Source organism: Marinimicrobium sp. LS-A18, assembly GCF_000463525.1.
GTDB classification, from domain to species: domain Bacteria; phylum Pseudomonadota; class Gammaproteobacteria; order Pseudomonadales; family Cellvibrionaceae; genus Marinimicrobium; species Marinimicrobium koreense.
Window position 1 is genome coordinate 1,152,982 of record NZ_AWEP01000002.1, and the last position, 20,900, is coordinate 1,173,881.

Annotated in this window: 21 protein-coding genes and 1 tRNA gene; 8 read left to right on the forward strand and 14 right to left on the reverse strand. The window is 59.6% G+C overall.

Annotation, left to right across the window (positions count from 1 at the left end; translation table 11 throughout):
- Positions 1-4 precede the first annotated feature (4 nt).
- The gene (locus tag N645_RS0105100) at positions 5-226 is read left to right on the forward strand and encodes a DUF2970 domain-containing protein (RefSeq protein ID WP_024460435.1); all 222 of its coding nucleotides are present in this window, start codon (positions 5-7) and stop codon (positions 224-226) included.
- 1 nt (position 227) lies between these two features.
- Here N645_RS0105100 and N645_RS0105105 read toward each other — a convergent pair whose 3' ends face one another.
- Positions 228-710: a MarR family winged helix-turn-helix transcriptional regulator gene (locus tag N645_RS0105105; protein WP_024460436.1), complete on the reverse strand. Its 483-nt coding sequence runs from the start codon at positions 708-710 to the stop codon at positions 228-230.
- Positions 711-877: 167 nt separating this feature from the next.
- Positions 878-1,015: a hypothetical protein gene (locus tag N645_RS18145; RefSeq protein WP_170162818.1), complete on the reverse strand. Its 138-nt coding sequence runs from the start codon at positions 1,013-1,015 to the stop codon at positions 878-880.
- Between the two features lie 373 nt (positions 1,016-1,388).
- On the opposite strand from N645_RS18145, the gene N645_RS0105115 reads away from it, so the two are divergent.
- Positions 1,389-3,053 carry a nitrite/sulfite reductase gene (locus N645_RS0105115; protein WP_024460437.1) on the forward strand — a complete coding sequence of 555 codons (1,665 nt, stop codon included), beginning with the start codon at positions 1,389-1,391 and terminating at the stop codon, positions 3,051-3,053.
- A complete protein-coding gene (locus tag N645_RS0105120; protein ID WP_024460438.1) occupies positions 3,037-3,546 on the forward strand; it encodes a DUF934 domain-containing protein in 510 nt (169 codons plus the stop codon). Before N645_RS0105115 ends, N645_RS0105120 begins: the two co-directional genes overlap by 17 nt.
- An 84-nt stretch (positions 3,547-3,630) precedes the next feature.
- On the opposite strand, the gene N645_RS0105125 is transcribed toward N645_RS0105120, so the two are convergent.
- From N645_RS0105125 to N645_RS0105175, 11 genes are all read right to left on the reverse strand, one after another.
- Positions 3,631-4,740, reverse strand: a complete 1,110-nt coding sequence (locus tag N645_RS0105125; protein ID WP_024460439.1) for an alkene reductase — start codon at positions 4,738-4,740, stop codon at positions 3,631-3,633.
- Between the two features lie 162 nt (positions 4,741-4,902).
- Positions 4,903-5,925, reverse strand: a complete 1,023-nt coding sequence (yiaK, locus tag N645_RS0105130) for a 3-dehydro-L-gulonate 2-dehydrogenase (protein WP_081665876.1) — start codon at positions 5,923-5,925, stop codon at positions 4,903-4,905.
- Positions 5,926-5,946: 21 nt separating this feature from the next.
- Positions 5,947-7,116, reverse strand: a complete 1,170-nt coding sequence (locus N645_RS0105135) for an ABC transporter permease (RefSeq protein WP_024460441.1) — start codon at positions 7,114-7,116, stop codon at positions 5,947-5,949.
- Positions 7,113-7,868, reverse strand: a complete 756-nt coding sequence (locus N645_RS0105140; protein ID WP_024460442.1) for an ATP-binding cassette domain-containing protein — start codon at positions 7,866-7,868, stop codon at positions 7,113-7,115. The genes N645_RS0105135 and N645_RS0105140 overlap by 4 nt, the downstream gene beginning before the upstream one ends.
- Positions 7,869-7,880: 12 nt before the next feature.
- The gene (locus N645_RS0105145; RefSeq protein ID WP_024460443.1) at positions 7,881-9,407 is read right to left on the reverse strand and encodes an alpha/beta hydrolase; all 1,527 of its coding nucleotides are present in this window, start codon (positions 9,405-9,407) and stop codon (positions 7,881-7,883) included.
- A 17-nt stretch (positions 9,408-9,424) separates the two neighbouring features.
- Positions 9,425-10,570, reverse strand: coding sequence for a patatin-like phospholipase family protein (locus N645_RS0105150; RefSeq protein WP_024460444.1), 1,146 nt, complete (start codon positions 10,568-10,570; stop codon positions 9,425-9,427).
- A gap of 19 nt (positions 10,571-10,589) precedes the next feature.
- A complete protein-coding gene (locus N645_RS0105155; protein WP_024460445.1) occupies positions 10,590-12,218 on the reverse strand; it encodes an AMP-binding protein in 1,629 nt (542 codons plus the stop codon).
- A 179-nt stretch (positions 12,219-12,397) separates the two neighbouring features.
- Entirely contained in the window at positions 12,398-13,204 is an 807-nt protein-coding gene (locus N645_RS0105160; protein WP_036159877.1) for a dienelactone hydrolase family protein, read from the reverse strand.
- Between the two features lie 108 nt (positions 13,205-13,312).
- A complete protein-coding gene (locus tag N645_RS0105165; protein ID WP_024460447.1) occupies positions 13,313-13,624 on the reverse strand; it encodes a YqfO family protein in 312 nt (103 codons plus the stop codon).
- 37 nt (positions 13,625-13,661) lie between these two features.
- Entirely contained in the window at positions 13,662-14,519 is an 858-nt protein-coding gene (locus N645_RS0105170) for a protein-glutamate O-methyltransferase CheR (protein WP_024460448.1), read from the reverse strand.
- Between the two features lie 49 nt (positions 14,520-14,568).
- Positions 14,569-15,522 (reverse strand): chemotaxis protein CheV, encoded by a 954-nt coding sequence (locus N645_RS0105175; protein ID WP_024460449.1) that lies wholly within the window; start codon positions 15,520-15,522, stop codon positions 14,569-14,571.
- 213 nt (positions 15,523-15,735) lie between these two features.
- On the opposite strand from N645_RS0105175, the gene flgA reads away from it, so the two are divergent.
- The 5 genes from flgA (at position 15,736) to N645_RS0105200 (ending at position 18,438) form a co-directional block, all read left to right on the forward strand.
- Positions 15,736-16,506, forward strand: coding sequence for a flagellar basal body P-ring formation chaperone FlgA (gene flgA / locus N645_RS0105180; protein ID WP_081665878.1), 771 nt, complete (start codon positions 15,736-15,738; stop codon positions 16,504-16,506).
- 139 nt (positions 16,507-16,645) lie between these two features.
- Positions 16,646-16,963, forward strand: a complete 318-nt coding sequence (flgM, locus tag N645_RS0105185) for a flagellar biosynthesis anti-sigma factor FlgM (RefSeq protein WP_024460451.1) — start codon at positions 16,646-16,648, stop codon at positions 16,961-16,963.
- A gap of 83 nt (positions 16,964-17,046) precedes the next feature.
- Positions 17,047-17,526, forward strand: coding sequence for a flagella synthesis protein FlgN (locus tag N645_RS0105190; protein WP_036160249.1), 480 nt, complete (start codon positions 17,047-17,049; stop codon positions 17,524-17,526).
- A gap of 89 nt (positions 17,527-17,615) precedes the next feature.
- Positions 17,616-17,691, forward strand: a tRNA-Arg gene (locus N645_RS0105195).
- A 36-nt stretch (positions 17,692-17,727) separates the two neighbouring features.
- On the forward strand, positions 17,728-18,438 hold the full coding sequence (locus N645_RS0105200) for a 16S rRNA (uracil(1498)-N(3))-methyltransferase (protein ID WP_024460453.1): 711 nt from the start codon (positions 17,728-17,730) through the stop codon (positions 18,436-18,438).
- A 10-nt stretch (positions 18,439-18,448) separates the two neighbouring features.
- Here the strand turns inward: N645_RS0105200 and N645_RS0105205 are convergent, their stop codons facing one another.
- The gene (locus tag N645_RS0105205; protein ID WP_024460454.1) at positions 18,449-20,893 is read right to left on the reverse strand and encodes a bifunctional diguanylate cyclase/phosphodiesterase; all 2,445 of its coding nucleotides are present in this window, start codon (positions 20,891-20,893) and stop codon (positions 18,449-18,451) included.
- Between the last annotated feature and the right edge of the window lie 7 nt (positions 20,894-20,900).

Sequence of the window (20,900 nt, forward strand, 5' to 3'; positions counted from 1 at the left end):
AAACATGAGTGCCCCTGAAGACCCGGATAAAAAACCCAACCTGTTTCAGATCATCATCAGCACTCTGGCGGCCGCCTTTGGTGTGCAAAGCAGCAAAAACCGCGAGCGCGATTTCAAGCACGGCAGCATTGCCGCCTACATCATTTCCGGAGTGCTGTTCACCGCGATCTTTATACTGATCATGGTGTTCGTGGTTCGACTGGTGCTCTCCCAGGCCGGACAGTAAATCAGACGTGCTTCCAGAGCTGCGTGCTATCGATATCAACGGCCTTGAGCAGCTTCTGAATATTCCCCTTGAACGCCCGAAGCTCCGTCGGGTGCAACTGATTCAGAAAGCGGTTCTGGTGGATGACGGCCAGCTCATTGAGCGTTTCGACCAGTGCGTGTCCCGACCGGGTCAGGTGCACTTTCACGGAGCGACGGTCCAGACCGTCATGCTCACGCTGCACCAGTTGCTTGGTTTCCAGGCGGTCCAGAAGACGGGTGACCGCTGAGCGATCCACCGCAATATTATCGGCAATCTGGGCCGGCGTGTTGGCCAGCTCATGAAACAGCACGTTGAGGATCATCCACTGGGGCCAACTGACGTCATGCTCGGTCAGCGCCTCATTGAACGCCTCCCGCATCTGACTGGCCAGACGGTTGATCCAGAAGGTGAAACTGTTGTGCAGGTGCAGGCCTTTGGTGGCCGCTCGATCAGAACCCAGCATGACTCCCTCGCAATGACATCAGACAGGTGAAAGGAATCCTGCCAGACATTAATTGACAACGCAATTATTTCAATGCAAAGAGTCGGAAAGACATCGGGTGGGATCGGGGCGCTCTGATGGCAACGTCAAAGACACCCCCGGTCGATCAGTGTGCCGGCAAGAAAATCTTATTGGCCACTGACCCAGTAAACACAGGTGACCACGAAGATGGCAATCAGCGCCACCGCCGCCATGGCATCGGCAAACGCATCGCCCTCGTGGGCTTCATGGGTCTCATTTTTCATAACATCAGTCTGCTCAGACATTATTGTTATTCTCCTCTCGCCAAACGTGGTAAGGATAGGAGCGCTTTACAGCCATCAGCTGAGCCGCTTTACGCCCCTACAGGACAGTCGAATCTAATCACACCCCACCCGGATTGACAAGCGACCGCCGCCGGATATAACCAAAAAGCATTAGGATAGCGGAAAACATTCGTTCAAACCGGCCCCCGGTCTCTGGTATTTTTGCGCCCTCTGAAACGGGTGTGCGGCCGACCACCGCCTCCGTTCAGGGTCGCGCCGAAGCGGGTTTTGCTGTATCCTCCGCCGCGACAATACACCGGTTTACGGGCGCTATTGCATTAGCGTTCGCTAACATACCCAACCTTTCCCGGAAGTACAGGTAATACAGCCCTCTATGTACATCTATGACGAATACGACCGCCGCATCCAGGGGCAGCGCGTTACCCAGTTTCGCGCGCAGATGGAGCGGTATCTGGACGGCCAGCTGGAAGAAGCGGAGTTTCTTCCCTTGCGTCTGCAAAACGGCCTCTATGTTCAGCGCTTGGCGCCGATGCTGCGCATCTGTGTGCCCTACGGCCTGATGAACAGCCGCCAGTTGCGCAAAATGGCCCACATTACCCGTACCTACGACAAGGGCTACTGCCACATCAGTACCCGCCAGAACATCCAGCTCAACTGGCCCCAGCTGGAAGAAGTGCCGGACATTCTGGCGGAGCTGCTGGAAGTGGAAATGCACTGCAACCAGACCAGTGGTAACTGCATCCGCAACACCACCACCGACCAATTTGCCGGTGTCGCCACCGATGAGCTGGTGGACCCCCGCCCCTACTGCGAACTGATCCGTCAGTGGTCCACCTTCCACCCGGAATTCGCCTTTCTGCCGCGCAAGTTCAAGATCGCCGTGAGCGCCACCCAGGAAGACCGCGCCGCCATCCGCGTGCACGATATCGGCCTGCAGATTGTGCGCAATGATGCCGGCGAACTGGGCTTCTCCGTCTTCGTGGGCGGTGGCCTGGGTCGCACGCCGGTGATTGGCAGCCTGATCAATGAATTCGTACCCGAGCAGCACCTGCTGACCTACCTGGAAGCGATTCTGCGCATCTACAACCAGTTCGGCCGCCGGGACAACAAATTCAAGGCCCGCATCAAGATTCTGGTGCGCGCCATGACCCCCGAAGTATTCGCGGAAAAGGTCGAGCAGGAGTGGCAGCACCTGCGCGATGGCAGCGCCACCCTCACCCAGGCGGAAATCGACCGGGCCCACAGTTACTTCACCGAGCCGGCCTACGAAAGCCTGGATGATGCCGCCGCACAGGCCGAGCTCGACACGCTCGCCATCGACAACAAAGCCTTCTCCAACTGGCTGAAGCGCAACGTACGCGATCACAAGAAGCCCGGTTACGCCGCCGTCAACCTGTCGCTCAAGCCGACCGGTATCGCGCCCGGCGACATTACCGACCGGCAGTTGGAAATCATCGCCGACTTGGCCGACGATTTCAGCTTTGGCGAAGTGCGCACCACCCATGAGCAGAACATGGTGTTGGCGGATGTGAAGAAAGCCGATCTGTTCGACCTCTGGCAGAAAGCCAAGGCCGCCGGCTTTGCCACGCCCAACATCGGCACCCTGACGGACATCATCTGCTGCCCGGGTGGCGATTTCTGCTCACTGGCCAATGCCAAATCCATTCCGATTGCCGAGGCCATCCAGCGTCAGTTTGAAGACCTGGACTACCTTTACGATCTGGGTGACATCGACCTGAACATCTCCGGCTGCATGAACGCCTGTGGGCATCACCACGTCGGTCATATCGGCGTTCTCGGGGTCGACAAGAAAGGCGAGGAGTTCTACCAGGTGACTCTGGGTGGCAACTCCAGCAACGATGCCGCCCTTGGCAAGGTGATCGGCCCCTCTTTCACCGCCGAGGATATGCCGTCGGTGGTCCAGAAAATCATCGATGTGTACGTCGAGAAGCGGACCGAAGAAGAGCCCTTTATCGACACCGTCAACCGACTGGGTATTGCCCCCTTCAAGGAGCGTGTCTATGCCAAAGCTAGTTAAAGACGGCGCCATCGTCGACAACGAATGGACCCTGATGGCCAAGCCCGAGGGCGAGGCGGCCGAGGCGGAAGTACCCGCCGGACAGATCATTGTCCCGCTCTCGGTCTGGCTGGCCCAGAAAGAAGCACTCTCGGCCCGGAAGGATATCGGCGTATGGATCGATACCGACGAGACCGCCGATCAACTCGGTGAAGAGGCGCAGCGTTTCCCACTGGTCGCGGTGCACTTCCCGGCCTTCGCCGACGGTCGCGCCTTTACCAATGCGCGGCTGCTGCGCGAGCGTTTTGGTTTTACCGGCGAGCTTCGGGCCGTGGGGTATTTCCTGGCCGAACAGGCCTGTTACCTGCGCCGCTGTGGCGTCAATGCCTTCGACTTTGGTACCGATCGGGAACAACACCTGCAGGCCACCATCGAGGCACTGAACGACTTTACCGAGTACTACCAGGCCTCGGTCGACCAGCCTCAGCCGCTGTTCCGCCGTCGCGCCTCCTGACCGCGCCGCCCGACCTGAGCCCATAAAAAAACACCCCGACGGAGCCATCCGCGGGGTGTTTCTGTTTCGACGATCAGGAAAACCTTACGCGATTTCTGCCCGGGCTCTGGACTGCGCCAGGGTGGGATAGTCGGTATAGCCCTCCGGGCCCGAGGCATAGAAAGTCGTCGGGTCCGGTTCATTCAGGGGCGCGTCAATCGCGAAACGTTCCGCCAGATCCGGATTGGCGATATAGAGTCTGCCAAACGCGACGGCATCCGCCTTGCCTTCGGCCAGCCAGCGCTCGGCGCTGGTCTTCTCATAGTTTTCATTGGCGATGTAGACGCCGCCGAACTGCGCTTTCAGGTCCGGGCCCAGGCTGTCCTCCGCTTCGTGCTCCCGCGACAGGCTGTCCTCCGCTTCGTGCTCCCGCGAGCACAGAAAGGCCAACTCGCGCTTGCCAAGCTCGTGCGCCACATAACCGAACAGCGCGGCCGGGTCTTCATCACCCATGTCGTGGCCATCACCGCGCGGCGCCAGATGCACCCCGACCCTACCGGGCTCCCAGACGCTCAGTACCGCATCGGTCACCTCCAGCAGTAGTCGGGCGCGGTTTTCGATCGAACCACCGTACTGATCGGTGCGCTGGTTACTGTTGGTCTGCAGAAACTGATCCAGCAGATAACCATTGGCGCCGTGAATTTCCACTCCATCAAACCCCGCACGCCGAGCGTTTTCGGCCCCGCGTCGATAGGCTTCCACCAGCTCCGGAATCTCATCCAGGGTCAGCGCACGCGGCGTGACATACTCTTTTTTCGGACGAATCAGACTGACGTGCCCTTCCGGGCGAATCGCACTGGGGGCGACCGGTAGTTCGCCCTCCAGATACACCGGGTCCGAAATCCGGCCAACGTGCCACAGCTGCAGGAGAATTTTTCCACCCTCAGCGTGCACCGCCTGTGTCACCTTGCGCCAGCCCGCCACCTGATCTTCCGACCAGATTCCCGGGGTGTTCGGGTAACCAACGCCCATGGGGGTCACAGAGGTGGCCTCGGTCAGGATCATGCCCGCACCGGCACGCTGGCGATAGTACTCCGCCATCATATCGTTGGGCACCCGGCCTTTGGAGGCGCGACAGCGTGTCAGGGGCGCCATGATGATGCGATTGGACAACTGTAGGTCGCCAATCCGGATTGGGTCGGTCAAATGGGGCATGTTTCGTTCTCCTGAACAAAATCCGTAGAGCACGGAAAATCAATGAACGGATGTACGTGAACCCCTATTGCTTGGGATCATTTCCCCCTTTTAAATCCTCCCCGAGATGACCTTTACCTTCCTTTACGTGAGACGCCGCTTTCGTCTCTGCCACAGCACACGCTACAACGCCTGAATCGAGCCCCAGAGTGCGGCATCAACCGGTATGCCGCTCTGCCGGTTTTCCGCGCGTCGAGCCAGTACCGCCTCACCCGGATAGCGGATGACACCGTCGGGCTTTGCCGGCCGGGAGCGATGGAGATCGTCGATGATCGACTGGACAGCACCGCGTAAAGCGGGGCGATCGCCAAGCTGGTTGAGATCAATGGCGATAAAAACCTGAGACACACCATACTCCAGTGTCTGCTGACTGATATCCGCCGTGGAGCGGCCACCACTGAGCAGGGTGGCGAGCAGGTCCAGCATCAGCGACAGCCCCGCGCCTTTCCAGTAACCCACGGGCACCGGCCGCTGACTTTCAAGAATGGCCCGGGGGTCGTCAGTCATGTGCCCGGCGGTATCGTAACCCCCGGGCACGGACAGCTTACGCTGCTGTTCGACCGCCAATTCCATCGCACCGTAGGAAAATTGCGATTGCGCCATATCCAGGACAACCGCACCCGGTTCGTGAGGTACCGCCATCACCAACGGGTTGTTCCCCAAACGACAATCCGCAGCCCCCCAGGCCGGCAGGTTGGCGATGGTGTTGGTCCAACCGATAAACACAAACCCGCGCTCAGCGGCTTGCCAACCATAGGTACCACCGCGCATCCAGTGGTTGGTGTTCGCCAGTCCCACACAGCCCAATCCGTGAGATTCGGCCAACACCATGGCCCGTTCCGTGGCGGTGCAGGCATTGAGTATCCCCGCCCCCAGGTGTCCGTCCCACTGCTCCAGAACGCCCGCCGCCAGAGTGCGCTCGGGCTTCGCCGAGGGCACGACATGGCCGCGACGGATCAGGTCGACAAAACGGGGAAAGCGGTTCAGTCCGTGGGTGTAGACACCATCAATACTGTTATCGGTGAAGGTGTTCGCCAGGTGCGCCGCCTCGGTTTCTGCGAAACCCTCCCGGCGCAGAATGTCGCTCAACGTCTGAACGCTGAGCGCCGGACTGATCAAAATATTCTGAGCCTTGTGGGACAACATAGACTCCTCGACTTCATTGAATTACTGGAGAATCGACTCGTGACGATATCGGCGCACGGCCAGCGACATCAATAACACCGCCAACACGACGCAGCTGACACTGGAAAGCACCCAGTGCAACGGGACAATCGACTGCCCATTTACCAGTTGAGTCATCAGCTGATACTGACCGAGCAATGGAATCGCCATGGTGAGACTCTGCTCGGGAATGTTCAGGAACTGCAGCAGGAAAAACGGCAACATGGGCACCAGCATGGCAATGCCCAGCTGCGTCTGGGCCTCCTTGGTCGAACGAGCAAACGCCGCAATGACAAACAGGAACGCGGTCATCAGCAGGGCGACCGGCAAATGCAAAAACGCTGCGGCCACGAACGTAGATGCCGAAAAATCATAACGGCTGGTGAATACTCCATCGTCCAGCAGGCCGAACAGAACAAAGCCGCTGATCAAGGGCAGAATGAGAGACATCAGGACGAACGCCAGTATGGCGACATACTTACCCAGTACCAGTTGCCAACGCGGGACGGGCAAAGCCAGCAGCGGCTCCAGCGATAGCCGCTCCCGCTCCCCCGCGGTCGTATCCACCGCCAGATAGAAGCCACCCATCATCATGGAGAAGAGCAACATGAATGGCAGGATCAAGCCCATGAACGCCTCACCCGGCACCTGGGTGGAAACGTCCCGCTCGCTGATATGAAGCGGGTCAAAGACCTGCTCGTCCATCCCCCGGGCCAGAAACCGCAGGCTTCGCAAGCGGGCATCATAGCCATCGAGCACCGCCCGCAGTCGCCGCCGCTGCTGGGTCGCGTCGTCATCTCCACTGTGGTAATGAATCACCACCGGGGCGGGTCTGGCGTTGCGCAGAGCCGGTTCATAATCCTCCGGAATTTCCAGAACCAGCGGCAGGTCACCACGGCGCAGTGGCTCAATGAAATTCTCTTCCGTCGCTTCGGTATTGATGTTGTGCTCGGCAAGAAACGCCATCAGGTTGGGCGCCCGCTCGCGCCCGAACACCGCCACTGAGAGTGGCTGTTCCGTATCGACACTGAATTTATTGACGTTGAATACCAAGGGCCCGATCATCAACGCGGGCAACAGCAGAGGGCCGTATAGCAAGGTGAAAAACATGGAGCGCCGATCCCGCAAGTTGTCCCGGATCTCCTTCAACAGAATGACCCAGAACGACCTCATGGCTGCACCTCGGGCTGTTCACCAATGGCGGCCACAAAGGCATCTTCCAGATCACTTTGCCCGGTGCGTTCCAGAATGCCGGTCACGGTATCGGTCATGGCAATGCGTCCCTCACTGATGATGGCCACCCGGTCACACAGACGGGACACCTCCTGCATGATGTGGCTGGAGATCAACACACAATGGCCCTCGTCCCGAAGGCGGCGGAGAATCGTCCGCAGGTTGCGTGTGGCCATGACATCCAGACCATTGGTTGGCTCATCGAGAATGAGGGTGCTCGGGTTGTGAATCAAGGCGCGTCCCAGCGCCACCCGGGTTCTCTGTCCCTGGGAAAATCCCTCAGCCCGTCGATCGGCAAAACCTTCCATATCAAGCCGCTCAATCAGCTCACTGGCCCGATGATGCGCCTCCTCGGCACTCAATCCGCACAACTGCCCGTAGTACACCAGGTTTTCCCGACTGGTCAGTCTGGGGTACAGGCCGGCATTGTGCGGCAAAAACCCCAACCGCCGGCGGACTGCCAGGGGTGCTTTCACCACGTCATGACCGTCCACGCTGGCCAGGCCGCGGTCGGGTTTGACCAGCCCGGCCAGAATTCTCAAGGTCGTGGATTTACCGGCACCGTTGGGGCCGAGTAGACCGGTGATTTCCCCATCCCGCGCGTCAAAACTGACATCCACCAGCGCCTGGACCGGTGTCTTCTTGCGGCCCCTGGAGTGAAAGGATTTTACTAATGCCTCGGTGTGAATCACGTCAACGCCGCCTCAGGGTGATGGTCCGTTTCGGTCCAGAAACAGGGGAACCGTCTGCACTCTGTCCAGACAGTCCGCCGACAATGAACCCGGCTCCGCCGAGATGACAAAGCGCGCGATGATATCCGGCACACACCCCAGCAAGCCGACCTGGTGCCCCCGCTCCGGCACCACCAGGTGGCGTGCATTGCCCAGGGTCTGCATGAGCTGATCACCGTAGGCCGGTGGCGTAATCGGATCCCGCTCGCCGCTGAGCAACAAGGTGGGAATGTCCGATTTCAGGGGCGCTTTGAAATGCTCGCCCATCTCTCCGCGAGGCCAGGGCTCGCACATGGCTTTCAACCCCGCCAGAAACCCCGGCCCCATATAGGTGCCCTCGCCTTCCTCCGCACCGATCTGCGGATAAAAGGGCGCGTCCTCGGTACAGACCACACTGTTGTGCATACCCAGTGCGATATCGTCACTGATATCGAGCCGCTGCGCGAGCCGCGCCAGAGCAACCAAATTGTTGTCCCGAGCCGCCGAGTCAATCATCGGCGGCAGCACCGAAAGCACATCGCTGTTATACAGCGCCATGCGAATCACGTTGACCAGATGGGCGCGGGTGAACCTCAAGGTTTGCCAGCTTCCATCGCGAAGGGATTCATAGCGAACCTCCACCGGCTCCGATTCAAGCCGATCCAGCAGTTCGGTAATGTCCCGTTGCAGTTCGGGAAACCGCTCCCGACAAGGCGATGATTGATCGCACTGACGGATCAGTGCATCCAGGGCGGCCTGGCTGTGACCGGCTATTTGTGGGCCGAGACTGACATCGGCGGGCAGCACACCGTCCAGAACGGCCGTTCGGACCGCGTCCGGATACCGACGCATGTAAGTCTGCGCTACCCGAGTGCCATAGGAAACGCCGTACAGGTTCCAGCGGGACACCCCGAGCGCCTGACGCACCCGCTCCAGATCCCGCACCGCCACCTCGGTTGTATAGTGGCGCGGGTCGCCGTTGAAATCCTGCAAACAGGCCCTCGCCAGAGAGGACAATTGCGCGGGGTCCGGGTCGGCCAATGGCATGGCAGCATCATCCACCGCACAAGGCTGCGGGCTCGATTGCCCCGTGCCGCGTTGATCCACCAGATAGATATCACGCCGCCGGGCCAGTTGGGCAAAGGCCCGATCCAGGCGAAGAAAACTGCGACTGGCCGCCTGACCGGGGCCGCCGGCAATCGCCAGAACCGGATCATCCTGGACCTGAGCGGCGGTGGCCGGAAGACGCACGATCAGCAGATCGATCCAGACATCGTCCGGTCCCTGCTGCTCATAATTCTCCGGAACGCTCAAGCGGGCGCACTGCACATGGCGAAGTCGTTCGTTGGCTGTGAGAGCACAGTCGGAAAACTCCAGTTCTGTCCCCGAGGATGACAACGCCCCGACCTTACCCGCTTGAGGTTTATCGTCCGCCGCCAGGGCAAAGCCTATTACTGATAGCAGCGCAGGCAACAGTAGTGCGAACCAACGGTACCCGAATTTTCGCTGTTGCATGAACATCAACGGAGCCTCCCGGGTTACCCGCTTGTGACTCCAAAAAACGGCTTGAGTCGATCGGCTTCCCACATGGTGTCCTGGTAACCGAGTTCCATCAATTCGCCAATGAAAGACTGGTGAAACAACAGATAACTGGCCGCCGTCGCACCGCCTCCCTTCGCCGTCGCACCGATGGCACGCAGGAAAAAACGCAGGCTCTTGGGCAGGTTCCGCACCTTGCGCCCGGCGATATTATCCAGCTCCCGGGAGGGGGAAATGATCCGGTTATCCACCGCGCGCAGCGGTAAATCAGCGGCGGCAAGCTTGTCTTCGGGAATCATTCCGACCAGTTCATTGATGCGTTCCAGATGCTCCAGGTCTCCTTCCAGTGCATCGATGAAAGCGCTGTTGAAAAGCTGCCCGACAATCTGGGCCATGGACGGCGAGTGCCGTACGGTACGCCGATGCACCGGCTTGCGGGCTTCACGATTGCCACTGACCCCGACAATAAACAGGGATTCCGCCCCGAGGTGTAGCGCCGGACTGATGGGTGCCAACTGGCGAAGCGCACCATCACCGAAATATTCCCGATTGATGCGAACCGCCGGGAAAATGGTCGGAATGGCCGACGAGGCCAACAAGTGTTCCAGTTTCAGTCGGGTCGGCATACCGACTCTACGGTGGCGATTCCAGCCCTCCAGCTCGGGCGCCCCCTGAAAAAAACTGACCGACTGCCCCGAGCTGTAACCCATGGCATTGACCGCTACTGCATGCAGCTTGCCGCTGGCAATGGCGGCATCGAGATTTTCAAAACGTACCGACGTACCCAACAGATGCCACAAGGGACCGTTATCCAGCATCGACAGAGGCCGCGTGCGCCCGACCCCTTCGTTGAACAGGGAGAACCCGAGCAGACCCAGCCCGCGGGCCAGATCACTCCAGCCGTGGCGGTAGACCTGACCGGGGGTCAACCGCTGCCAGATGCCCGCCAGCGACTGGACTGACTCTCGAAAATTGCCCGGGTGGCACGCCAGCGCCAGCGCATTGATCGCCCCGGCGGAAGTGCCGCAAATGATCGGAAACGGATTGACGGTGTCCGCTGGCAGAATATTGGCCAGCGCCTGTAAAACACCCACCTGGTAAGCGGCACGCGCGCCACCTCCAGAGAGAATCAGGGCTCTTTTCATGAACACTCTCTAGCTGATGTCACGCACGGCCGGTTTTCGCTGGTTCCTCGTCCCGCAACTCACGCCGCAGCACTTTGCCCACGTTGGATTTGGGCAACTCGTCCCGGAACTCGACATCGTGCGGCACTTTGTAAGGGGTCAGATTTTTCTTGGCAAATTCCCGGACTTCTTTCACGGTCATGTCCCGGTTGGCGACGATATAGGCTTTGACCAGCTCACCACTTTCCTCGTCGGGCACACCCACGACCGCCGCCTCGACAATGTCCGGGTGGGTGCAGAGCACATCCTCCACTTCATTCGGGAAGACCTTGAACCCGGACACATTGATCATATCCTTCTTGCGATCGACAATCCGGATGTAGCCATCCTCCTGAATGACCGCCATATCGCCGGTTTTGAACCAGCCGTCCTCATCGAGTACCTGTCGGGTTTCATCGGGTCGATTCCAATAGCCCTTCATGACCTGGGGGCCATGCACGCACAGCTCACCGGGCTCACCGTTGGGGAGCGACTGCCCCTCTTCGTCGATCACCTTGCACTCTGTGTCCGGCATGGGTAGCCCGACAGTGCCCTGCTGGATCGCACCCGGCGGATTGATGGAAACCACCGGGGAGGTTTCGGTCAGGCCGTAGCCTTCAAAAATGCCGACACCGGTGACTTCTTTCCAGCGCCGTGCGGCAGCGGCCGTCAGCGCCATGCCGCCGGAGGCGGTCAGTCGCAAATGGCTGAAGTCCAGTTTGACGAAATCCGGATCCCGGCAGAGGGCGTTGAACAGGGTGTTCAACCCGACAAAGCAGGTAAACGGTTTGCCTTTGAGGGTTTTGACAAAACCTTTGATATCCCGTGGGTTGGGAATGAGCAGGTTGTGATTGCCCAGGGACAGCGCCGAGGTGATATGCAGCGTAAACGCATAGATATGGTAGAGCGGCAACGGGGCAATATAGTATTCCTGATTGACCCGGAACTCCCCTTCCATGTGCTTGTTCACCTGAAGCATATTAGCAACCAGGTTGCGGTGCGTCAGCATGGCGCCTTTGGCAACGCCGGTTGTGCCGCCGGTGTACTGGAGCACGGCGACATCGTCCGGAGACTGCTCGACTTTGCGATAGGCACCCTGAGCAAGCCCGAGCGCCTGGCGGAACTCAACCTGACGGGGAAAGTGAAAGCTCGGCACCATGCGTTTGATGTACTTGATCACGGTGTTGAGCAGCACCCGTTTCACGGGTGGATGGAGGTCCGCCAGCTCAGTCACGATCACCTGCTCGACCTCGGTGTCAGCCACAATCGAGGCGGCTTTGTCCGCGATGTTGGCCAGCACCACCAGCGCCCGTGCGCCGGAGTCCTGCAACTGATGTTTGACTTCCCGGGCGGTGTACAGTGGGTTGGTGTTGACCACCACCAGCCCCGCGCGTAGCGCGCCCAGGAGTGCCACCGGGTACTGGAGAATGTTGGGAAGCTGGATGGCAATGCGGTCGCCCGGCTGCAGGTCCGTGTGCTGCTGTAGATAGGCCGCAAATTGGCCGGAGAGACGGTCCAGATCGCCGTAGGTCAGCGTATGGCCGAGACAGCTGAACGAATCGCTGCGTTCGTACTGCCGCAGAGCCTCATCCAGAACCGACACGACGGTACGGTCATAATCCAGGGTCATAATCACTGTACTCCATTTCAGGGCCCGCTCCGTCTTCCTGTGAACCGCGGTGCCGGGCTTGATTTAGTGTTATCTACAGTGATTATCGGTGCCCGGCCAGGGACTTGCAACCGATGTCCCGCACTTTTGCGCCGCCACCCCGACATTGCTTGCCGAAGTGGCGAAACACCGTCAACCCGCTAGCGGAACAGGTCCTCAAGGAACTGTTGCGTCTTGTGCCAAGAATCCGCATCGGCACTGGCGTCATAGCTCAGCGGGAGCTCGAATTGACGCCCCAGCTCGGTCGCCTCCGGGTTGGTAAAACCATGTTGGGCACCGGCGTAGTTCACCAGTTCGTAGTCCACGTCGGCCTGACGCATTTCCGCCTCAAAGTCCGCTACCTGTTGGGCGGGCACCATCGGGTCCGCCTCGCCGTTGAACACCCTGACGGCGGCCTTCACATCTCCCGGCTGCGCGGGTGACTCTGCGGCCAACATACCGTGATAACTCACCACCCCGTCCAGGTCCACACCGGCGCGGGCCATGTTCAACACCACGGCGCCACCAAAGCAATAGCCCAGCGCGGCGATATCATCCGGTGCCACCATGGGCTGCTCACGCAACACCGAGAGCGCCTCGGTGAAGCGCGCTTTGGCCGCCTCTTTATCGCTCATCACGGCCTGCATGAACTCATTCGCCTGGCTGGGATGTTCCGCGTATTTATCCGAGCCATACATATCCAGCGCGAAGGCGGCATAACCGAGTTTGGCCAGCATCTCGGCGCGCTGACGGACATACTCGCCGTGCCCCCACCATTCATGCACGATCAATACACCCGGTCGGGTTCCGCTATGCGCATCGTCATACGCCAGGTAGCCGGTGAATGTCTCACCATCGACCTGATAATCAATTTCACGGGTCTGCAGCTCGGCCTGGGCGCTCAGGCAGACCGAAAGCAGGCTGCCGGCAAGCGTCCATCGAATCAAACGGGGGAACAGGTTGTTCATGACGAGTACTCCTTTTTCCTTTGGGGGATAAACATTGGGTAGAGCTATACGCCGCAACCACCGCCTTGTATCACTTTGGATCCTTGCTGAAACCGGAAAACCCGGGCCTCACAGTTCGGCCAGCTGCCAGACGTCGTACGCCGGTTCTTCGTAGGGATGGGCCGCCTTCAGGGCCGAAATGGCCGGGCGGATCAGATCGTCGGCGCACACCAGCTCGACGCGATACTCGGATACGCGCTCGACCTCGCCCTGACGCCCGAGAAACGGTTGACTGCCCGCCAGGGGTCGAAACTGCCCCTGCCCCAGACTCTGCCAGCAACAGCTGTCGTAATCACCGATACGCCCGGCCCCGGTGGCAAAGACGGCGGCTTTGACGGTTTCAAGATGGCTTTCGGGAACGAAAAAAGCCAGTTTGTACACGGCGTTTCTCCTCTCTCATCCTTTCTCGGGTCATTCGCTATTTGGCGCGATAGAGAATACCGGGGTCACACCGGACCATTTCGAACAGATGGGACGCTCCCGCCAAGCCCTCGGAAGAACCCAGAAAAAGAATACCGCCCGGCTTGAGCGAGCCGTGGATTTTTTCCAGAATCCGACGCTTGAGGTCAGCGTTAAAATAGATCAGAACATTGCGGCAAAAGACGATATCAAATTTGCCCAAGCCCGCGTAGGAATCCAACAGGTTCCAGGCCTTGAACTCTATTCGATCCCGCACCAGCGGCTTCACCCGCCAGACGTTCTCCCGCGGGTTGTCAAAATAACGCTCCAGCCGCTCGGTCGACAGACCACGCACCACCGACAGGCGATCGTATTCGCCCCGCTTGGCCTGGTCCAGCACGATGGATGACAGGTCGGTCCCGACAATCTGTACCGGTCGGGCCAGAGCGCCCATCCGCTGACGCCGGAATTCCTCCACCATCATGCTGATTGAATAGGGTTCCTGGCCCGAGGAACAGGCGGCAGACCAGATGCGGATCGGCCCGGCCATGCGGTGTTCGGTCTGCATCCAGGACGGCAGCAGGGTGTTACGCAGATACTCGAAGGGGTAGATGTCACGAAACCAGAACGTTTCGTTGGTGGTCATGACATCAATGACCTGCTCTTTCAGACGACGGTTCGTATTCTGCTTGAGCGCCCGGACCAGGTCACTGAACGAGGACAATTGATACTCTTCGAGCAGGCGCCGGATGCGATTGGACACCAGATACTGTTTATTGTCCCCCAGCGCAATGCCGCAGGCATCCTGCAGAAACTGACGAAAGTGATCAAATTCCGCCTGATCAAAATTGTCGCGTTTTCCCGCCGCATTACTCATCAATACTTACCGCTCAAAAGTATGCTCCCACGGTAGCCTGAGCCACCCCTCATTCGCTCTGTTCGAGCAGATCTTCGCCCGTCATGGCTCTGACCCGGTCATTGACCTGACGCGCCAGCTCATCCGGACTGAACTTGGCCAGAAAGGCGTCCGCCCCCACTTTCTTGACCATTGCCTGATTGAAAACACCACTGAGCGAAGTGTGCAGCAAAATATGCAGCCCCTTCAAATCCGGGTGATTGCGCATCTCGGCGGTGAAGGTATAGCCGTCCATCTCCGGCATTTCGATATCCGAGATGATCATCACCAGCGCCTCATCCGGGTTCTTACCTTGAGCGACCATATCCAGCAGATAGTCCAGCGCTTCGCGCCCGTCTTTTTTCAGGGTTGTCTGAATCCCGATGGACTGCATCACCCGCTGCACCTGCTTGCGGGCAATGACCGAGTCATCCACGATCAGGACATGTTTCTGGACCACCCGCTCGCTGATACCGTCTTCAATGACACCTTCACTGATCTGCTCATTGACCGGTGCCGCTTCCGCCAGAATTTTTTCAACATCCACGATCTCCACCAGCTCGCCATCGACCTCGGTAACCGCCGTCAGATAATGCGCTTTGCCGGCTCCCCGCGGTGGCGGATGGATATCACTCCAGTTCATATTGACGATCCGGTCCACCCCACGCACCAGGAACCCCTGGGCCGTGCGGTTATACTCGGTAATGATGACAAAACTCGACCGTATGTCTTCCAGTGGCGCCTTGCCCATGGCCTGATTCATATCCATGATCGACAGGGTACCGCCGCGGATATGAGCGACCCCACGTACCACCGGGTTCCGCCCGGGAATGGCATTCAGCGGCGGGCAGGGTAACACCTCTTTCACCTTGAACACGTTGATACCGTACAGCTGCCGTCCCCCCAAGCGGAACAATAGCAGCTCCAGCCGGTTTTCACCCACCAGACGCGTTCTCTGGTTCACGTTATCCAATACTCCGGCCATGGATGCCCCTTCTACCTCTGATTTCATTAAACGTCTATTAACCCACTGCCCGGGAGAATACGCCCACACCCCAACCGCGGATGCCCCGGCGCTCCCCGCGAGCATTCCGCCCGACGGCACGCTCCTTGCTTCAATAGTGCCGATAGTTCCGTTAGCGGCTGAAAACCGTCACGCTTTAACCTTTACCGTCATGCACAAAGAATAGGACAAAAGATGGGTCCCTGTCGCCTTTTTCAGAGCCTGAGCCAATGCTCCCCCCGGGGAGTCGGGCCGTTGTGCGGGCGACTGGCGGGCGCATTGCTGTTGGTTCTGCTCGCCGCGCTGGCCCAGGCCAGCCCGGAGAGCGCGTCATACCAGGATTTGAGCGAGCTCAGGGCCGACGTGCGGCAGTTCCTGGAGGCACACTACCGAGTTCCGTCAGTAAAGCGGACCAAGATTACCGTGGGCCGGCTCGACAGCCGCCTCCACCTGAAAGCCTGCGAGGCCCCTCTGGCGATGACGGTGAGCGATGAGGAGCGCAGCGGCGGAAATCTGACAGTGCACACCCGCTGCCCCGGCCCCACCGCCTGGGCGCTGTACGTCCCGGCGCAGGTGGCGGTATACCGTGAGGTCGCCGTCGCCAGCCGGAGCCTGGGGCGAGGTCACCGGATCGCCCGGGACGATATGACCATGGCATTGCGAGACACTGGCCAATTGCGTCAAGGTTTTGTCGTTGATGCAACGTCGGCTCTGGGGAAGGAGTTGCGCCGCCCGCTGAAGGCCGGCGAGCCGGTCCGGCTGGGGTTACTGATCGAGCCAACCGTCGTCGAACGGGGCGACCAGGTGCGCCTGCGCGCCCGGATGGGCACCATCAGCGTTGATACCACCGGCACCGCCCTGAGCTCCGGGCGGGTGGGAGAGCAGATCCGGGTGCGGAACGACCGCTCTGAACGTATCGTCAGAGGGCGAATCACCGGACCCGGGACGGTCGACGTGATTTTATAACGCGAAATGGGTCACATTTATACACAAAGAGTATTAAAGTTATAAGGATGCCGGCCGATAGTCTGGTCAGAAGCCCGCATTTTGGCTGGCTCCCGGTCTTCCGGCCGGCATCATCGAACATTTTGTTGGGGAACAAAATATGGTTATTGACTCAAACAACGGTATCAAGCCCGGCAACAACGGCGGCAACAACCGCCCCAGCACCGTGGCACCCCGAGAATCCGGTCCGCAATCCGGAGCCGCTGGCAGCAGCCCGCGTCCGGCGAGCCGCGACAGTGTTGAACTCAGTGCGGAGGCACAGAGCATGAACCGCCTGGAAGAGAACCTGGCGCAACTGCCGGATGTCGACGTCGAGCGCGTCGCCAGCCTGAAACAGGCCATTGCCGAGGGTCGATTTGAAATCGACCCCGAACGCATCGCCCAGAATATGCTCAATCAGGACGACCTGCTGGGATAACCCCCGCTGGCCCGGCGGGCCCCCAACACCGCCCGGGCCAAGCAGCGTTCGATTTTCGATGATCCGCCATGACCGAGGCCAACATGACTCCCCCAGCCGAATCCGTCAGCCAGATGCTGGCACACGACGCCCAAGCCATTGAAGAGCTCAGACAGGTGCTGTTGAACGAGCGCGAAGCGCTGGAGCAGCGCGATCTGGACGCCCTTCCCCCGCTCATCGACGCCAAAAACCGGCTCATGGCCGCACTCGGCGAGCACGCCCTGCAACGCCAAAGCTGGCTGGATGCCGCCAGGCTTCCCCACAACCACGAAGGCTGGCAGCAGTGGTTGCACCAGCGCCCGGACACCCGCGCACAGACCCCACAATGGCAAGAGCTCGCCGAGCACTTTGAGGCCTGTCGGGCACTCAACGATATCAACGGCAAAATCATTCAGCGCTCCCGGCAGACGGTGGGCACGCTCCTGGACCTACTCAGAGGACAAAGTAACGACGGTCCCTCGCTGTACAACGCCCAAGGCCGCTCCGGCCCTCAGGGCGGCTCCCAGACCCTGGTCAAGGCGTGATCGCCCCTAATGTCGGCTTGTGCCGGCGTAAGGCTTTTTAGTATAGTTGCCGCCCCTGTCGGCGCCCCCGGGCCAACGCGGCAGCCGATGTCCCCGTCGATTAACAGGATAAATCCTCCGCCTCCTAAGCGGAAGCTCCAGGTTCGAGTCCTGGCGGGGACGCCATTTTGTCGATTCAACGCCCGCAACCGGTCACCCCCAATGAACTTACTGCTGCTTGCCGACAGCGACCTGCTCAGTCCCACGGTGGCCGACCTGTCGGATAAGCGCCGACTCGACCACATTCTTCAGGTGCTCAAACCCCAGCTCGGTGACCGCCTGACCGTTGGCCGGCTGAACGGTGACTGGGGTACTGGAGAGGTGACCGAACTGAGCCGGGAGCGAATCCGGTTGTCCCTGACGCTGGATCGCCCGCCTCCGGAGCCTCTGCCCCTGACCCTGGTGCTCGCCCTGCCCCGCCCCCAACAGATCAAACGGATACTGCAGACCGTCGCCGGTAGCGGCGTCAAAGCATTGCACCTGATTCACAGCCGTCGAGTGGAGAAAAGTTATTGGCAGTCACCCAGCATCCATCCGGATGCGGTGGAGGCACAGCTGCAACTGGGGTTGGAACAGGGGTGCGACACGGTGATGCCGCAGGTGCACTACCATCGTCAGTTCAAACCGTTTGTGGAAGACACCCTGCCCGGGTTGATTGAAGGCCGGCTTGCTATGGTGGCCCACCCCTACGACGCCATTGCCTGTCCGGCTCAGGTGCAGGAACCGGTCACCTTGCTGGTGGGCCCGGAAGGTGGGTTCAATGAATACGAAATCGGCCGGCTCAGCGAACTGGGGGTTCAGGCGGTACACCTGGGGCCCCGCATTCTCAAAACCGAAGTGGCCATCCCTTTCCTTCTGGGACGCCTGTTCTGATACCCGGCCCTCAGGCGGACACGGCGTGCTCCGCCAACATGGCATCGAACGCCGACAGGGTAACGCCGGGGCTGAAATAGAACCCTTGATAGTAATGACAACCGTAGCGCTGGAGAATATCGAACTGAGCCTCCAGTTCCACGCCCTCGGCGACCACATCGAGATCCAGCAACCGACCCATGGTAATGATGGTTTCCACCAACACCCGGTCGTTGTGATCATCCACAATATCCCGGACAAAACTCTGGTCGATTTTCAGCACGGTCACCGGTAGCTGTTTGAGATAGCTGATGGAGGAGTAGCCGGTCCCGAAATCATCCAGGGAGAAGCTGATGCCCTGCTCCGCCAGGCGCCGCATGGTGACAATCGCTTCGTCCACCTGCTGAATCACAATGCCCTCGGTCACCTCCATTTCCAGCGAATTCTCGGGTATCGGGTAGCGTTTCAAGGTGCGCAGGACGTCATCGGCAAAGGCGGCGCGCCGAAACTGCCGGGGGCTGATATTGATGCTCAGACGCATACCCGGTTTCCACCAGCCCTGCGCCTGCCAGTGCACCAGAGTTTCACAGGCGGTTTCCAGCACCCATTGGCCGACATCCAGAATCAGCCCGGACGTTTCCAGAATGGGAATGAAATCCGCCGGCGAGATCAGGCCCTTGGTGGGATGGTGCCAACGCAACAGGGCTTCGGCGCCGACAATGGTTCCGGTGCCCATATCGATTTTGGGTTGATAGTGCAGCGCAAACTGCTTGCCCTCAAGCGCCCGATGCAGATCGCCCTCCATCACCAGCTGTCGGCTGACCTTGTCCGCCATGTCCTCATTGAAAAACTCGATCGCATCGCGTCCCTTCTCTTTGACCTGGTACATGGCGGTATCGGCAAAGCGCAGTAGCTCATGCACCGAGCTGTTTTTATCCGGATAGATCACCACCCCGACACTGCAGCTGATCCGCAAGTCCAGATTCTCTGTGTGGAAGGGACGGGAAATGATACGCCGGATTTTTTCACTGATTTCCCCCGCCCGCAGCGCGGCGGTCGACAGGTCTTTGTCCAGCACCGTCAACACCACGACAAATTCATCGCCACTCAGGCGGGCAACCAGATCCTCTTCCCGAACCGAGCTGACCAGGCGCTGCGCCACCTCCTTGAGAACCTTGTCGCCCACCGGGTGACCCAGTGAGTCGTTGATGTTTTTGAACTGGTCCAGATCGATAAACAGCACCGCACCGCAGTAGCCGTGCCGGGTCGCGCGACGGATTTCCAGGTCCAGACGCTCGACCAATTGCACCCGGTTGGGCAGATTGGTCAGGGCGTCGTGATGGGCCATGTGCTCCATCTTTGCCTGGGCATTCTTGCGCTCGGTGATGTCCACGGACACGTTCAGAGCCACCGTCTGATCGTAGTAATGGAGCGGCATGATGTGACTCTGCAAATAGAGTTTTTTACCTTCACGGGTGACAAAGGACTCTTCATTGATTTCCACATCAATGCCCTGACGAATCACCCGCTGATCGTTCTGCAGAATCAGTTCCACATCATCCACGGCATTGCGGAACAGGTCCCGTACGTCCTGTCCGCGCATGGTGTCGACATCGCGACCGACCATGCTCGCCAGCGCCTTGTTGGCAAACAGGTAGCGTCCCTCAATATCCCGGGCCCCGATCATCACCGGCAGGCTGTCGATAATCTGGCGCAGATGCCCCTCGCTCTTTCGCAACGCCAGTTCCACCGCGCGACGCTTGGCCAGCGACAGATCCACAGCGTTCAGCAATTGGTTACTGCTGTCCAGCAGTTGCGCCAGCTCATCGTGCCGCCCGGGCAAGGGCGTCAGGCGGCGGACGCCGGGCTCTTCCGGGTTGATGCTTTTGATTTCCCGGGACAGGCGCGCGAGGGGTTTGGCCACCACAAAGTAAAAGGCAAAAAACAGCAACACCACCAGCATCGCGTTGCGAACCAGCCCGGTGATCAGGTTGAGGCCCGACCGCTCGTAGAACGCCTGCAGCGCCTGATCCATATCGACAGTAAACGCCAGCCCCCCGGAGGCGGTCTGGCCGTAGCCCGGGATTATCAGGTCGGAATACAGCTCCCGGGTCTCGTCGCTGATCAGCGAGGTCAGCCACCGGGTCTGGGAGGGTTTCTGTGCGGTCTGGCCCTCGGCCAGGGTATTGCCCAACTCATCGGTGACGCGCACCCCGATGACAAAGTCATAGGCCAGCAGCCCATTGACCACTTCAGCGGACAGGTCATCATCCAGGGTGTGAACGGCGCGCATCGCCGGCGGCGTGGCCACTTCCATGACCCGACTGAACAGCAGGTTAAGCTCCTCACGCTGGTTGTCCAGATCCAGATACAACTGCACCGAGCTCATCAACAGGCCGAGCAGAAAGGCCAGGATGATGCCGATTTTCGCCAGCCGGAAAGAAACCCCCTGGAAAAGCGACGGTTCGTTCGTCATTTATGCT